The organism is Rothia kristinae NBRC 15354 (assembly GCF_001570865.1).
Classification (GTDB): Bacteria; Actinomycetota; Actinomycetes; order Actinomycetales; family Micrococcaceae; genus Rothia; species Rothia kristinae.
On the sequence record NZ_BCSM01000012.1, the window covers coordinates 20,830 to 34,805 of the forward strand.

Here is a 13,976-nt window from a genome sequence, read left to right on the forward strand (position 1 = left end):
CACGTCGGCCGCCGCGCGGTCGGCGGGGCCGCGGTCGGCCGGACCGACGTCGGTCCGGCCGCGGGGTGCGGGTCAGTCCGGCAGCCCCGGGGTGCCGGGCACGTCCAGGCCCAGCAGGGCGTTCTCCACGACCTCGCTGAGCGCCGGGTGGATCCAGTACTGCCCCCGGGCCATCGTGTGCGCGTCCAGCCCGAAGCTCATCGCCTGTACCAGCGGCTGGATGAGGATCGAGGCCTCCGTGCCGATCAGGTGGGCCCCGAGCAGCTGACCGGTGTCCTTCCGGGCGATGAGCTTGACCAGCCCGGCCGAATCCTCCATGGCCCAGCCGTAGGCGACGTCGCCGTAGTCCTGGACCTTCACGGTGATCGCGAAGCCCTCCCGCTCCGCGAGCCTGCGGGCCTGCTCCTCGGTCAGCCCCACGGCGGCGATCTGCGGGTCGGAGAACACCGCGTGGGGCACGTAGCGCTGGTCGGTGGCCCGCAGGTCCTGCGGGTGGGTGAGGTTGTGGGCCACGGTGCGGGCCTGGGCGTTGGCCAGGTGCTTCAGCTGCACCGGGGAGCAGATGTCCCCCAGCGCCCACACCCCGGTCACGGGCCGCCCGTCGGCCAGCACCCGCTGCTGGGCGTCCACGGCCACGACCCCGTCGCGCACGTCCAGCCCGGCCTCCGCCGCCCCGATCCGGTCCGCGTTGGACCGTCGCCCGGTCGCCACCAGGACGACGTCCGCGCACACCGCCTCCCGCGAGCCCTCGCCGTCGAGAAGGTGCACCTGCAGGCCACCCTCCGGGCCCTGCTCGATCCGCTCGATCTCGGTCCCGGTGCGCAGGTCCCAGCGCCGGGCGGCCTCGCGGCGGAAGCGCTCGGCGATCTGCGCGTCGTGCTCGCGCAGCAGCCGCTCGGAGCGGTTGACCTGGATCACCCGCGAGCCCAGCCCCGTGAAGACGGTCGCGAACTCCGCGGCGATGAACCCGCCGCCGACGATCACCACGGTCTCCGGCAGCTCCTCCAGGCGCATGATCGTGTCCGAGGTGTGCACCCCGGGCAGGTCGATGCCGGGGATCTGCGGGAGCACGGCCCGGGCGCCGGCGGCCAGGACCAGCTGCCGCCCGCGGATCCGGGTCCCGTCGTCCAGCACCAGGGTGTGCGGATCCTGCAGGCGGGCCTCCTGGGTGAACACCTCCACGAAGTCCTGGCCCTGCCGGTAGGACAGCCCACCCTCGGAGATCGGGTCGATCCGGCCGAAGATGCGGTCCCGCAGGCCCGGCCAGTCCGCCCCGGTGCGGCGCATGCGCACGCCGAGCCGCTCCAGGTCCAGCCCGTGCAGGGCAGTGGCCGCCGGGTAGGCGAACATCTTGGTGGGGATGCACCCGACGTTCAGGCAGGTGCCGCCGAAGATCCCGGAATCCACGATTGCGACCCGCCGGTCCCGCCAGGACTCGTCGATGATGGTGTTGCCGGATCCGGATCCCAGGATCACCAGATCGTACTCGCGGGTCTCGGACATGGTCCTCCTCGTGGTCGCGCCGGCCCCGCGCGGTCCGTCGGGGCCCTGGCCCGGGGCGCGCGGCCCCGTCCCTCGGCTCAACGTCCGGACCGTAGCCGCGCATTCCCGCCGGGAGGCGGGCGCGCAAGGATCAGGCGGGATCGATGACGATGACGAGGTCTCCCCCGTGCATCTGGGTGACCTCCCGGGCCAGGACCCGCTGCACGGTCCCGGCCACCGGCGCGGTGATGGAGGCCTCCATCTTCATGGCCTCGATCGTGGCGACCTGCTCGCCGGAGGCCACCTCCTGGCCCTCCTCCACGATCACGCTCACCGCCCCGGCGAAGGGGGCGGGCACGTGCCCGGGGCGGGAGGTGTCGGCCTTCTCCGCGGCCTGGAAGCTGGTCTCCACGGATTCGTCGCGCACGTCGATCGAGCGCTGCTGGCCGTTCAGCGTGCACATCACGGTCCGGTAGCCCTTCTCATCGGGCTCGGAGATCGCTTGCAGCGTGGCCAGCAGCCGCACCCCGCGGCCCAGGGAGATCACGTGCTCGCGGTGCTCGACCATGCCGTAGAGGAAGTCCCGGGTGTGCAGCACGGACAGGTCCCCGTACTCCTCCCTGGCCTTCGCGTACTCCGCGGCAGGGCCCGGGAACAGCAGCCGGTTCAAGGTGGCGCGGCGGGTCGGGGAGTCCCCGGTCAGACCCTCCCGGTCCTCCTCGGACAGTTGGGTGATCTTCGGCTTGGCGTGGCGCCCCTCCAGGGCCTTGGTGCGGAACGGCTCGGGCCAGCCGGCCGGCGGGGTGCCCAGCTCCCCGTTGAGGAAGCCGATCACGGAGTCGGGGATGTCGAACTTCTGCGGGTTCTGCTCGAACTCGGCCGGGTCCGCCTTCATGCCCACCAGCTGCAGGGCGAGGTCCCCCACGACCTTCGAGGAGGGGGTGACCTTCACGATGTGCCCCAGCATCCGGTCCGCGGCGGAGTACATGTCCTCGATCTCCTCGAAGTGCTCCGCCAGGCCCAGCGCGGTGGCCTGGGCGCGCAGGTTGGACAGCTGACCCCCCGGGATCTCGTGGCGGTAGACCCGCCCGGTCGGGGAGCTCAGTCCCATCTCGAAAGGCCGGTAGATCGCCCGCACGGCCTCCCAGTACGGCTCCAGGGAGCTGACCTGCTCCAGACCTAGCCCGGTGTCCCGCGGGGTGTCGGCCAGCGCGGCGACCAGCGAGGAGGCGGCCGGCTGGCTGGTGGTCCCGGCCAGGGAGGCGGCGGCGACGTCGACGGCGTCCACCCCGGCCTCGGCGGCGGCCAGCAGGGTGGCCAGCTGCCCGCCGGCGGTGTCGTGGGTGTGCAGGTGCACGGGCACATCGAAGCGCTCGCGCAGCGCCGCGACGAGGCGTCGGGCCGCCTCCGGGCGCAGCAGGCCGGCCATGTCCTTGATCGCCAGGATGTGCGCGCCGGCGTCGACGATCTGCTGGGCCAGATCCAGGTAGTACTCCAGGGTGTAGACCCGCTCCTGCGGGTCCAGCAGGTTGCCGGTGTAGCACATGGCCACCTCGGCCACCGCCGTGCCGGTCTCGCGCACCGCCCGGATCGCCGGGGCCATCTGGGAGACGTCGTTCAGGGCGTCGAAGATCCGGAAGATGTCCACCCCGGTCTCGGCGGCCTCCTTGACGAAGGCCTCCGTGACCTCCTCGGGGTACGGGGTGTAGCCCACCGTGTTGCGCCCGCGCAGCAGCATCTGGATCGGCAGGTTGGGCATGGCCGCCCGCAGGTGGGCCAGGCGCTCCCAGGGGTCCTCGGAGAGGAAGCGCAGGGCGACGTCGTAGGTGGCCCCGCCCCAGGCCTCCACCGAGAACAGCCCGGGCAGCACGTGGGCGTAGGCCGGGGCCGCGGCCAGCAGATCCCGGGTGCGGATCCGGGTGGCCAGCAGGGACTGGTGGGCGTCGCGGAACGTGGTGTCGGTGACCGCGAGAGCCTCGGACTCGCGCAGCGCCTTCGCGAAGCCCTCGGGGCCCTTCTCCAGCAGCACCTGGCGCCACCCGTCCGGGGGCGTGTGGTGCCCGCCGTCGAAGGGGTTGCGGTACGGCTCGGCGATCTTGTCCCCGGGGTAGCGGGGCAGCTTGTCCCGCGGGTCGATGCCCTCGATGCGGGGGCCGTGGGGGCGGTTGACCGTGACCTGGGCGAGGTAGCTCAGGGCCCGGGTGCCCCGGTCCGATGAGTGCTTCTTGGTCAGCAGCTCCGGGTGCTCGTCGATGAAGGGGGTGGAGACGTCCCCGGCCTGGAACACCGGATCCTCCAGCACCGCCTGGATGAAGGGGATGTTGGTGGCCACCCCGCGGATGCGGAACTCGGCCAGGGCCCGCTGGGCCCGCTGCACGGCGGTGCGGAAGTCCCGGCCGCGGCAGGTGACCTTGCACAGCATGGAGTCGAAGTGCGGGGAGATCTCCGCCCCGGCGTACACGGTGCCCCCGTCCAGGCGCACCCCGGCACCGCCGGCGGAGCGATAGGCGCTGATCTTCCCGACGTCGGGCCGGAAGCCGTTGGTGGGGTCCTCGGTGGTGATCCGGCACTGCAGGGCCGCACCCTTGACGCTCAGGGTCTTCTGGGAGATGCCCAGGTCCTCCAGGGTCTCCCCCGAGGCGATGCGCATCTGGGCCTGCACGAGGTCCACGTCCGTGACCTCCTCGGTCACGGTGTGCTCCACCTGGATGCGCGGGTTCATCTCGATGAACACGTGCTGCCCGGCCCGCTCCCCCGCGGTGTCCACGAGGAACTCCACGGTGCCGGCGTTGACGTAGCCCAGCTCCCGGGCGAACTTCACCGCATCCCGGTGCAGGGCCTGGCGGATCCGCTCGTCCAGGTGCGGGGCCGGGGCGATCTCCACGACCTTCTGGTGCCGACGCTGCAGGGAGCAGTCGCGTTCGAACAGGTGCACGATGTGCCCCTGCGCGTCGGCGAGGATCTGCACCTCGATGTGCCGGGGCCGCAGCACCGCCTGCTCCAGGAAGACCGTCGGGTCCCCGAAGGCGGTCTCCGCCTCGCGCATCGCCGCCGCCAGCGCATCCGGCAGCTCCTCGGCGGTGTTGACCCGGCGCATGCCGCGACCGCCGCCGCCGGCCACGGCCTTGACGAAGATCGGGAAGCCGATCCGCCCGGCCTCGGCCAGCAGCTGCTCCGGGTCCGCGGAGGGCTCGGTGGAATCCAGCACGGGGATCCCGGCGCGCCGGGCGGCCTTCAGCGCCGCGACCTTGTTCCCGGCCAGGTCCAGGACCTCCGGGGGCGGGCCGATGAAGGTGATCCCGGCCTCGGCCGCGGCCTGGGCGAGCTTGGGGTTCTCGGACAGGAACCCGTAGCCGGGGTAGATCGCGTCCGCACCGGACTCACGGGCCACCCGGATGATCTCGTCCACATCCAGGTAGGCCCGGACGGGGTGGCCCTCCTCCCCGATCGGGTAGGCCTCATCGGCCTGCTGGCGGTGGATCGAGTTGCGGTCCTCGTATGGGAAGACGCCGACGGTCTTGGCGCCGAGCTCGTAGGCGGCGCGATAGGCGCGGATCGCGATCTCGCCGCGGTTGGCGATCAGGATCTTGGAGAACATCGGGGATTCCACCGTTTCCGTCCCGCATCGCGCCGCTTCCGACCGGAAGCGGGACGCGCGGGAGCTTGGTTGGCCGGACAGGAGGTGTCCCGAACAATATATGTCAGATCACACCCCGGGGAGGAATCCGCCGCACCCTCGGGACACGGCATCGGGCGCCCGGGCCGCTATGATGGGGCCGATTCCGAAAAAACCCGGCCCATCCCGCGCGAGGTGTGTGTGTCCCAGATCGTCAGCGTCAGCTCCCTGAAGGGCGGGGTCGGCAAGACCTCCGTGGCCCTGGGCCTGGCCTCCGCGGCCCTGCACCGCGGGGTGGACACGCTCGTGGTGGATCTGGATCCGCACGGGGACGCCAGCACGGGGCTCGGACTGTCCGCGACCCACGCGCACGGGACCGACGTCGCGCAGGTCCTGGCAGCCCCGGGCCGACGCCGGGCCGTGGCCCGCGCCGCGACCCCGGCCGGGTGGCTGCGCCGCAGCGACGCCGCGTCCGGGACCCGGCTGGATGTGCTGGCCGGATCCGCCCGCTCGGCCGCCTACGAGCACCTGCGCCCGAACCGGCGGCAGCTGGGCCGCCTGCGCGAGGCCCTGGCCGGGGCCTCCGGCTACGAGCTGGTGCTCATCGACTGCCCGCCCGCGCTGAACACCCTGACGATGATCGCCTGGGCCGCCAGCGACAAGGTGCTCTCCGTGGCCGAGCCCTCCCTGTTCTCGGTGGCCGGCACCGAGCGCACCATGCGCGCGATCGCCCGCTTCGAGTCGGAGAGCTCCCTGAAGGTGCGCGCGGCCAGCGTCGTGGTCAACAAGGTGCAGGAGGACTGGCCCGAGCATCGCTACCGCATCGAGGAGATGGAGGGGATGTTCGGGCGCCTGCTGGTCTCCCCCGCGATCCCGCAGTCTCCGGTGTGGCAGCAGATCCAGGGCTCGGCGCACCCCGTGCACGCCTGGGGCGGGGCGGAGGCCAGGGCCCTGGCCGAGGCCTACGACGCGATCCTCGCCGGACTGCTGCGGGGCTGATCCCGCAGCCACCCCACCGACGGCGGCGGGCTGACAACCGGCCGGCCGAGAGCTCGGCGTCGCCGCGGACGAGTCCGGCTCAGCCCGCCAGGTTTCGCCGCGCGCGCCGGGCGGAGAGCTCGTCGGGCGCGGACGGGGCCGGCTGCTGCTGCGCGGAGTGCTCCGCTGCGCGCAGATCCTCCCCGGGCATGCTGGAGAGGTTGGTCTCCAGCTCCCGCCAGACCCGGCCCACGGCGATGCCGAACACGCCCTGCCCCGCCTGGACCAGATCGATCACCTCATCCGGGGAGGTGCACTCGTAGACGCTGGCCCCGTCGGACATCAGGGTGATCTGGGCGAGGTCCTCGACCCCGCGCGAGCGCAGGTGCTGCACGGAGGAGCGGATCTGCTGCAGCGAGACGCCGGTGTCCAGCAGGCGCTTGACGATCTTCAGCACCAGGACGTCCCGGAAGGCGTACAGCCGCTGGGTTCCGGAGCCCTTGGCCCCGCGCACGGTGGGCTCCACGAGGTGGGTGCGCGCCCAGTAGTCCAGCTGTCGGTAGGTGATGCCCGCGGCCTTGCACGCCACGGGGCCGCGGTAGCCGATGCTCTCGTCCAGGGCCACGAGGTCCTCGTCGAACAGCAGCCCCTGGCGGCCGGTGGGCGGGGCGACCGTCTCCATCCCGGGCAGCTGCTGCTCCTGGTAGGAGGGCGCGGGGGCCGCGTGCAGGGACGCCGGAGGGTTCCGGTGGGGGTCCTGCTGGGATCCGTCTCGACTCACCCTGGTCGTCTCCTCGGTCGGCGCTGGCGCGCGGTGGTGCAAGAGCACGTCCGGGGCGGGCGCTCCCGCCCCGGCCGGTGAGCCCGGCGCGCCGTCGGGGACGGGATCCGGATCCACTCCCTCGACGTTAGAGGCAACCCGGGGTCCGGTCAAAGACATCGGCCCACCGGGCCCCGCGTGTCCGCCGGGGCGGGCTCACCAGGTGCGCTGGACCCGGTCGGCCACCAGCTCGGCGTGCAGCTGCGTGCACAGCCCGGACAGCTCCCGGGCGGTGGCCGCGGCCCGCTCCCGGGACTGCTCGTCGCGGCGCCCGGCCAGCGGGGCCACGGCCTGCTCCACCAGCCCCACCTCCCGGTCGGCCGCCGCCCGGAAGAAGCGCAGATGTCGGGGCTGCAGACCGTGGGAGGTCAGGCGCACGCACAGGGTCGCCGTCTGGGCGGCGTGCTCGTCAAAGGTGCCCTCCGGCCCCTCGCTGATCAGCCCGTAGGAGATCAGCTCCCGCAGCAGCGGCAGCGGGGCCGAGGTGTGCTTGGACAGCTCGCGCATGGACCAGGTGCGCGCCCCGGCCGCCCGCGCCGTCGGCGTGGCCACCTCCGGGGCCGGGCCGGGGCCCTCGGCCTCGGGCAGGGCGAAGTCCCCGCCGTCGCGCTCCACCGCGTCCACCTGTTCCTTGATGACCTTGAGGGGAAGATAGCGGTCACGCTGGAGGGTGAGGATGTAGCGCAGACGCACGATGTCCTGCGCGGAGTATTTGCGGTAGCCGGTGGCGGTGCGCCGGGGGAAGATCAGGCCGCGGTCCTCCAGGAAGCGCACCTTGGAGGCGCTCAGTCCCGGGAACTCGGCGTCCAGGTGGCTGAGCACCTGGCCGATGGTCTTATCCTTCACCTGCTCCGGTGCGGTGGCGTCCTCGGCGGCGTCCATGGGTGGGCTCGCCCGCCTCAGCGGCTGCGCCCGGCGCAGAACACGAAGACGAACTTGCCGATGCGCACCTCGTCCCCGTCCTGCAGGCTCACGTGATCCACGCGGTCCCCGTTGACGTAGGTGCCGTTCAGGGAGCCGGCGTCGGTGATCTCGAAGGCCCCGGCGTTGAAGGAGAAGCTGGCGTGGCGCCGGGAGACCGTGACGTCGTCCAGGAAGATGTCCGCGTCCGGGTGGCGCCCGGCGACGATGCCGTGATCCGGCTTCGCGGCGTCCGCATCCAGCAGGAAGCGGGCGCTGCCGTGCGGGCCGGACTGGGCGATCAGCAGCGCCGAATCGGCGGGCAGGGCCGCGACGGCGGCGGCCTCCTCGTCGGCCAGGCGGCGGCGCACGGGGCGCTCCTGCGACGGGTTGACCCGGATGACGGTGGTCTCCGGTGATGCTTGCTCGTGCTCTGACATGTCTTCCCCTCGGGTCATGAGCGGCGGTCGGTTCCGGCCGGCACGGTCCCGGTCTCCCGGATCCGTGGTGCGGCCGCGGCGGGTCCCACCCCGGCGCCGACCGATCGGGGGCGCGGGGGAAGATCCCGGATCCCCAGTCTAGCGGGCCGATGCGGCGCGGGCGCGGGCTTCAGCCCTCGGCCCCGGTCTGTGCCGGCCCGGTCCGCGCCGCGTCGGTCAGGACAGCTGGTCGCGATAGGCCTGCGCATCCAGCAGACCGGCCAGGTCCGCGGGATCATCCGGGCGCAGCCGGATCAGCCAGCCCGCGTCGTAGGGGTCCTCGTTGACGGCCCCGGGGTTGTCCCCCAGCGCCTCGTTGACGGCCACGATCTCCCCGGCCACCGGCAGGTACAGGTCCGAGACGGACTTGGTGGACTCGACCTCGCCGAAGGAGTCCCCGGCGGCGAAGGAGTCCCCGACCTCCGGCAGGTCCACGTAGACGACGTCGCCCAGCGCGTCCTGGGCGTGGTCGGTGATCCCCACGGTGACGACGCCGTCGGCATCGGCCGCGGAGATCCATTCGTGCTCGGCGGTGTAGGAGAACTCGGTGGGGACGGCGCTCATCGTCGGTGGCCTCTTCTCATGCGTGGGTGTGGGGGATCGCTGCGCGCCCGCCCGCAGGATCCCGAGGGAACTCGCTGCGGGCGGACGCGCTCGGATTGCACAGGACACATTACCCTGCCGCGCCGGTCACAGCCCGGAGGGCGCGTACCCGACCGGGCCTAGATGACGCCCTCGGAGAACCGGTCCGGGTTGCCGAAGCGGTGGGCGGTGATGGACACGGCCTGCTCCCGCAGGAACGGCAGCATCTCGACCCGCCCGGCTTCGGTGACCGGGCCGTGGTAGATCCCCAGATCCGGGCGCCCCTCCAGGGCCTCGTACACGGAGGCGTGATCCGCGCCGATCAGCCGGATGCGCATGCCCTCGAAGCGGGTTCCGGCCAGCTCCCGGGGGCCTCGCCGGCGGATGCCGCGCAGGGCGTCGCGCCAGGCGTCGTCGGACTCCTCGACGATGCGCACCCCGGCCTGCTCCAGGGCCCCGGCCACCGAGACGGGGACGGGCCGGGCCGTGGAGAAGGTGATCGGCGCGCCCGCGGCCAGGCCCGCGGCCAGGACCCGCAGGGTGTGCGCGAGGTCCGCGTCCGCATCCGCGCGCACGTGCACCGGCTGGGGGACGTAGCGCAGGATGTTGCGCTCCACGCCCAGCTGGGACGGGTCGTGGCCCAGGCCGAACTCCGCCGCCCAGGCGGCCGCATCCGAGCTGGTCGCGCGGGTCAGGAACTCCCGCTGGACGGCACTCAGGGCGTGGGGTTCGCGCACGCGGCGCAGCAGCTCCTTGACCGGCTCCGCGCTGGGGGTGGCGATCGCGGTGGACGGACGCGAGGTCCACTCCCCCAGGGCCATCAGGTAGCTGGGCCCGCCGGCCTTGGTGCCGGTGCCCACGGAGGACTTCTTCCAGCCGCCGAAGGACTGGCGCCGCACGATCGCCCCGGTGATGCCGCGGTTGACGTAGACGTTGCCGGCCTGGACCCGGTCCAGCCACAGGGCCAGCTCCTCCGAGTTCAGTGAGTGCAGCCCCGCGGTCAGCCCGTATTCGGGGGCGTTCTGCAGCTCGATGGCCTCCTCCAGGGTCTCGGCCGTCATGACCCCGAGGATCGGCCCGAAGTACTCGGTGAGGTGGTACTCGCTGCCCGGGCGCACCCCGGCGCGCACCCCGGGGGACCACAGCTTCCCGGTCTCATCCAGCTGCCGCGGCTCGATGACCCAGTGCTCCCCCTCCCCCAGCTGCGTCAGTCCGCGCAGCAGCTTGCCTTCGGGGGCGGCGATGACGGGACCCATCTGCGCGGTGATGTCCTCGGGGTGGGCCACGTGCAGGGAGCGCACGGCGTCCACGAGCTGGTTGCGGAAGCGCCGGGAGGTCGCTGCCGTGCCGACGAGGATCACGGTGGAAGCCGCGGAGCACTTCTGCCCGGCGTGGCCGAAGGCCGACTGCACGACGTCCTTGACCGCCAGGTCCAGGTCCGCGTGCGGGGTGACGATGATGGAGTTCTTCCCGGAGGTCTCCCCGAACAGCTGCAGGTCCGGGCGGAAGGAGCGGAACAGCTCCGCGGTCTCGTAGGCGCCGGTGAGGATCACCCGGTCGATCTCCGGGGCGCTGACCAGCTGGCGCCCGTGGGCCTTCTCGTCCACCTGGACCAGCTGCAGCGCCTCCCGCGGGACCCCGGCCTCCCACAGGGCCTCGGCGATCACGGCGCCGCAGCGCTGGGCCTCGGCGGCCGGCTTGAAGATCACCGCGGAGCCGGCGGCCAGGGCGGCCAGCGCGGATCCGGTGGGGATCGCGACGGGGAAGTTCCACGGCGGGGTCACCAGCGTGACGTCCACGGGGTGGAACTGCGCGCCGTCGACCCGCTCCAGCTCCTCGGCCAGCTGGGCGTAGTAGTTGGCGAAGTCGATGGCCTCGGAGACCTCCGGGTCGCCCTGATCCAGCAGCTTCCCGGCCTCGCTGGCCATGACCTCCAGCAGCTCGGCCCGCTTCAGCCCCAGCACGACGCCGACCCGGCGCAGGATCGCGGCCCGCTCGGCCGCCGGGCGCTCGCCCCAGGCCCGACCCGCCCTCTGGGCGGTGGCCAGGGCCTCCCGGACCTGCTCCTCGTCCGTCAGGAAGGATTCCTCGATCAGCTCCTGCCCGAGGCTCGATCCCGGCACCCGCTCCAGGATCCGCCGGCCCCACTCCCGGTTGGCGGCCAGAGAGGTGTCGGTGTCCGGGCAGTTGGCGAAGCCGTCCTCGGGGCGGAACACGCTCTGCTCGGTCTCCGCGGCGCGATCCTGGGTGCGGTTGGGGGCGGGGACCTCGTCGGTGACCGCGGCCAGGGCCCGCTGGAAGCGGGCCTTCTCCCGGTCGAACAGGAACCGGCTGTCGGCCAGGTCGAAGACCGCGGACATGAAGTTCTCGCTCGAGGCGTTCTCCTCCAGCCGACGCACCAGATAGGAGATGGCGACGTCGAACTCCTCGGGCCGCACCACGGGGGTGTACAGCAGCAGCGCGCCGACGTCGCGGCGGACCACCTCGGCCTGCTGGGCGGCCATGCCGATGAGCATCTCGAACTCGACGTCCTCCTGCACCCCGCGCTGCTGACTGAGCAGGTGGGCGAAGGCGATGTCGAACAGGTTGTGCCCGGCGATGCCCAGGCGGATGCTGCGGGTGCGCTCGGGGCGCAGCGCCCAGTCCAGGGCCCGCTTGTAGTTGGCATCCGTGGCCTCCTTGGAGTCCCAGGTGGTCAGGGGCCACTGGTGCACGGCGGCCTCGACCAGCTCCATGGACAGGTTGGCGCCCTTGACCAGGCGCACCTTGATCCGGGAGCCGCCGGTCTCCACGCGCCGGGTGGCCCACTCCTGCAGCCGCTGCATCGCCGCCAGGGTGTCCGGCAGGTAGGCCTGCAGCACGATGCCGGCCTCCAGGCCCCGCAGCTGCGGCTGATCCAGGATGCGGGTGAACACCGCGATGGTCAGGTCCAGGTCCTTGTACTCCTCCATGTCCAGGTTGATGAACTTGGGGGTCGGGGCGGAGGCGGCGTACTCGTACAGCGGGGTCAGGCGGCGCACCGCGGTGTCCACGACCTCGTCGAAGGACCACGGGGCGTGCGGGCCGGAGACGGCGGAGACCTTGACGGAGACGTAGTCGACGTCGTCACGGCGCAGCAGCCGCTCGGTCTCGCGCAGGCGCCGCTCGGCCTCGGCATCGCCCAGCACGGCCTCTCCGAGCAGGTTGATATTGAGCTTGTTGCCTCCGGCGGTCAGGTGCTCGATGGCGGGGCCGAGCTTCTCGTCCCGGGCGTCCACGATCAGGTGCCCGACCATCTCGCGCAGGGCCCGCCGGGCCAGCGGGATGGTCGGCCAGGAGGCCTTGGGCGCCACCAGCCCGCCGGCGCGCACGGCGGCGCGCAGGTGCCAGGGCAGGAACTTCGGGACGATCGGGGCCAGGCGCCCGAGGTTGTGCCCGGCCGCGGCGTCGTCCTCCGGGCGGATCACGCCGTCGACGAAGCCGACGGTGAACTCCAGGCCGTGCGGGTCCTTCAGGACCCCGGCCAGCTGCTCGGCGGCCTTGTCCTCGGGGATCTCGGCGGAGGCCTCGACCCAGCGGGAGACCAGCTCACCGGCCTGCTCGGCCAGGCGCTGGAGCTCGGGGGCGTCGAAGGGGTGGGTGGTCATGGGGACTCCTCCTCGAGATCTCGCCGGGGCGATCCGGCGGGGCACGGTGCCCAGCGCGCGGTCCGCCGGGTGCTGGGATCCAGTATGGTCGAGAACACGATGAAGCAGAAATGACACTTTCTGACAGTTCATCTGAAGATCTTCTGAAAGGTTCCGATGCTGGACGTCAAGAGGCTGCGGGTGCTGCAGGAGCTGTCCCGACGCGAGACGGTGACCGAGACCGCCCGGGCCCTGGGCTACACCCCTTCGGCGGTCTCCCAGCAGCTGTCCGCCCTGGCCCGGGAGTGCGGGGTCCCCCTCGTGCAGCGGCAGGGCCGCGCCCTCGTGCTGACCCCGCAGGCCAGGACCCTGATCGAGCACACGGAGCGGATCCTGCACGAGATGGACCTGGCCGTCACCGCGCTGCAGAGCACCCAGGACGAGCCCGCCGGGCGGGTGCGCCTGGCCATCTTCCAGACCGCCGCCTCCGCCCTGCTGCCCCGCGCCCTGGACCTGCTGGCCCGGCGGCATCTGCTGGTGCGGGTCCAGGTGGTCCAGCGCGAGCCCGAGGCGGCCCTGGCCCAGACCCAGCTGCGAGAGGTGGACCTGGTGGTGGCCGAGCAGTACCCGCACCACGCGGTGGCCCAGTTCCCGGAGGTCGACTCCCGGCGGCTGCTGCGCGACCCCGTGCGTCTGGCGGTGCCGGGCGACGCCGACATCGCCTCCCCGGCCCAGGCGGCCCACCTGCCGTGGGCCATGGAGCCGGCGGGCAACGCCAGCCGCGACTGGGCCCTGCACGTGTGCCGCTCGGCGGGCTTCGAGCCGGAGGTGCGCTTCGAGTTCGACGACGTGCGGGCCCACGCGGATCTGGTGGCCGCCGGGCACGCGGTGTCCCTGCTGCCGTGGCTGGCCTGCGTGAACGCCCCGGCGGGCATCCGGTGGGTGCCGCTGCCCGGGGACCCCCACCGGGAGGTGTTCACCTCCGCGCGCCGGGACATGGCCCCGCGCCCGGCCATCGAGGCGGTGCGCTCCTGCCTGCACGACGCCGCGCAGGCCCTGCCCCTGCCCGGGTGAGGCCCTGCGGGGCCGACCATGCGCTCGCACGGTCATCTCCCGGAGGCCTCCGAGGCGCTGCTGACCTTCGTCATCACCATGCTGGGCACCCTGCTGGCGGTGTTCACGGCGGGCGTCATCTCGAGCACCGCCGTGACCGGGCGGCTGCCGGATGCTGCCGCGCTCAGGCGCCAGGCCGCGGTCTCCTTCGGGGCCGCCGATGCGGTCTCGCTGCCCGTCATCTTCCTGGGACTGGGCTGGCTGGGCGTGTGAGACGTCGCCGCGGCCCTGACCGGCAGCATGATCGCCCTCATCGCGGGCCTGGCCGTGGTCGCGCGCCTGGCGGTGCGCACCACGAGGCTGCCGCGCTGGCAGCGGCTGCTGCTGCTCGGGGCAGAGTCGGTGCTGGGCCTGGCCGTGATCGGCATGGAGATGCTCGCCCACGGCTGAGGCCGAGTGCG

At 72.8% G+C, this 13,976-nt stretch carries 11 protein-coding genes; 4 read left to right on the plus strand and 7 right to left on the minus strand.

Going from position 1 to position 13,976, the window contains the following annotated elements; all coding sequences use genetic code 11:
• Positions 1–72: 72 nt before the first annotated feature.
• Entirely contained in the window at positions 73–1,503 is a 1,431-nt protein-coding gene (locus KKR01S_RS08005) for a mycothione reductase (protein WP_055684664.1), read from the minus strand.
• A gap of 130 nt (positions 1,504–1,633) precedes the next feature.
• Entirely contained in the window at positions 1,634–5,080 is a 3,447-nt protein-coding gene (locus KKR01S_RS08010) for a pyruvate carboxylase (protein ID WP_058731081.1), read from the minus strand.
• Between the two features lie 219 nt (positions 5,081–5,299).
• On the opposite strand from KKR01S_RS08010, the gene KKR01S_RS08015 reads away from it, so the two are divergent.
• Positions 5,300–6,097 carry a ParA family protein gene (locus KKR01S_RS08015; protein WP_055684666.1) on the plus strand — a complete coding sequence of 266 codons (798 nt, stop codon included), beginning with the start codon at positions 5,300–5,302 and terminating at the stop codon, positions 6,095–6,097.
• Between the two features lie 79 nt (positions 6,098–6,176).
• On the opposite strand, the gene KKR01S_RS08020 is transcribed toward KKR01S_RS08015, so the two are convergent.
• From KKR01S_RS08020 to KKR01S_RS08040, 5 genes are all read right to left on the minus strand, one after another.
• Positions 6,177–6,758, minus strand: coding sequence for a MerR family transcriptional regulator (locus KKR01S_RS08020; protein ID WP_055684707.1), 582 nt, complete (start codon positions 6,756–6,758; stop codon positions 6,177–6,179).
• A 294-nt stretch (positions 6,759–7,052) separates the two neighbouring features.
• Positions 7,053–7,778 carry a transcriptional regulator FtsR gene (gene ftsR, locus KKR01S_RS08025; RefSeq protein ID WP_058731080.1) on the minus strand — a complete coding sequence of 242 codons (726 nt, stop codon included), beginning with the start codon at positions 7,776–7,778 and terminating at the stop codon, positions 7,053–7,055.
• A gap of 17 nt (positions 7,779–7,795) precedes the next feature.
• Complete coding sequence (locus KKR01S_RS08030) at positions 7,796–8,236, minus strand: FHA domain-containing protein (protein ID WP_224799984.1); 441 nt, start codon at positions 8,234–8,236, stop codon at positions 7,796–7,798.
• Positions 8,237–8,452: 216 nt separating this feature from the next.
• On the minus strand, positions 8,453–8,839 hold the full coding sequence (gcvH, locus tag KKR01S_RS08035) for a glycine cleavage system protein GcvH (protein WP_055684669.1): 387 nt from the start codon (positions 8,837–8,839) through the stop codon (positions 8,453–8,455).
• 158 nt (positions 8,840–8,997) lie between these two features.
• Complete coding sequence (locus KKR01S_RS08040; RefSeq protein WP_058731078.1) at positions 8,998–12,483, minus strand: bifunctional proline dehydrogenase/L-glutamate gamma-semialdehyde dehydrogenase; 3,486 nt, start codon at positions 12,481–12,483, stop codon at positions 8,998–9,000.
• 156 nt (positions 12,484–12,639) lie between these two features.
• Here KKR01S_RS08040 and KKR01S_RS08045 point away from each other — a divergent pair, with 156 nt between their 5' ends.
• Genes KKR01S_RS08045 through KKR01S_RS10995 form a run of 3 tightly spaced genes read left to right on the plus strand, consistent with a single transcriptional unit; the run spans position 12,640 to position 13,965 of the window.
• A complete protein-coding gene (locus KKR01S_RS08045) occupies positions 12,640–13,536 on the plus strand; it encodes a LysR family transcriptional regulator (protein ID WP_058731077.1) in 897 nt (298 codons plus the stop codon).
• Positions 13,537–13,554: 18 nt separating this feature from the next.
• Positions 13,555–13,788, plus strand: a complete 234-nt coding sequence (locus KKR01S_RS08050; RefSeq protein ID WP_061225734.1) for a hypothetical protein — start codon at positions 13,555–13,557, stop codon at positions 13,786–13,788.
• Positions 13,789–13,815: 27 nt separating this feature from the next.
• Complete coding sequence (locus tag KKR01S_RS10995; protein ID WP_165596170.1) at positions 13,816–13,965, plus strand: hypothetical protein; 150 nt, start codon at positions 13,816–13,818, stop codon at positions 13,963–13,965.
• Positions 13,966–13,976: the final 11 nt, after the last annotated feature.

What these genes read in the sequence shown, in the direction of transcription:
- KKR01S_RS10995 (WP_165596170.1), top strand. Translation starts at nt 13,816, where the DNA reads ATGATCGCCCTCATCGCGGGCCTGGCCGTGGTCGCGCGCCTGGCGGTG.
- KKR01S_RS08020 (WP_055684707.1), bottom strand. Translation starts at nt 6,758, where the DNA reads ATGGAGACGGTCGCCCCGCCCACCGGCCGCCAGGGGCTGCTGTTCGAC.
- KKR01S_RS08005 (WP_055684664.1), bottom strand. Translation starts at nt 1,503, where the DNA reads ATGTCCGAGACCCGCGAGTACGATCTGGTGATCCTGGGATCCGGATCC.
- ftsR (WP_058731080.1), bottom strand. Translation starts at nt 7,778, where the DNA reads ATGGACGCCGCCGAGGACGCCACCGCACCGGAGCAGGTGAAGGATAAG.
- KKR01S_RS08010 (WP_058731081.1), bottom strand. Translation starts at nt 5,080, where the DNA reads ATGTTCTCCAAGATCCTGATCGCCAACCGCGGCGAGATCGCGATCCGC.
- gcvH (WP_055684669.1), bottom strand. Translation starts at nt 8,839, where the DNA reads ATGAGCGCCGTCCCCACCGAGTTCTCCTACACCGCCGAGCACGAATGG.
- KKR01S_RS08050 (WP_061225734.1), top strand. Translation starts at nt 13,555, where the DNA reads ATGCGCTCGCACGGTCATCTCCCGGAGGCCTCCGAGGCGCTGCTGACC.
- KKR01S_RS08040 (WP_058731078.1), bottom strand. Translation starts at nt 12,483, where the DNA reads ATGACCACCCACCCCTTCGACGCCCCCGAGCTCCAGCGCCTGGCCGAG.
- KKR01S_RS08045 (WP_058731077.1), top strand. Translation starts at nt 12,640, where the DNA reads ATGCTGGACGTCAAGAGGCTGCGGGTGCTGCAGGAGCTGTCCCGACGC.
- KKR01S_RS08030 (WP_224799984.1), bottom strand. Translation starts at nt 8,236, where the DNA reads ATGTCAGAGCACGAGCAAGCATCACCGGAGACCACCGTCATCCGGGTC.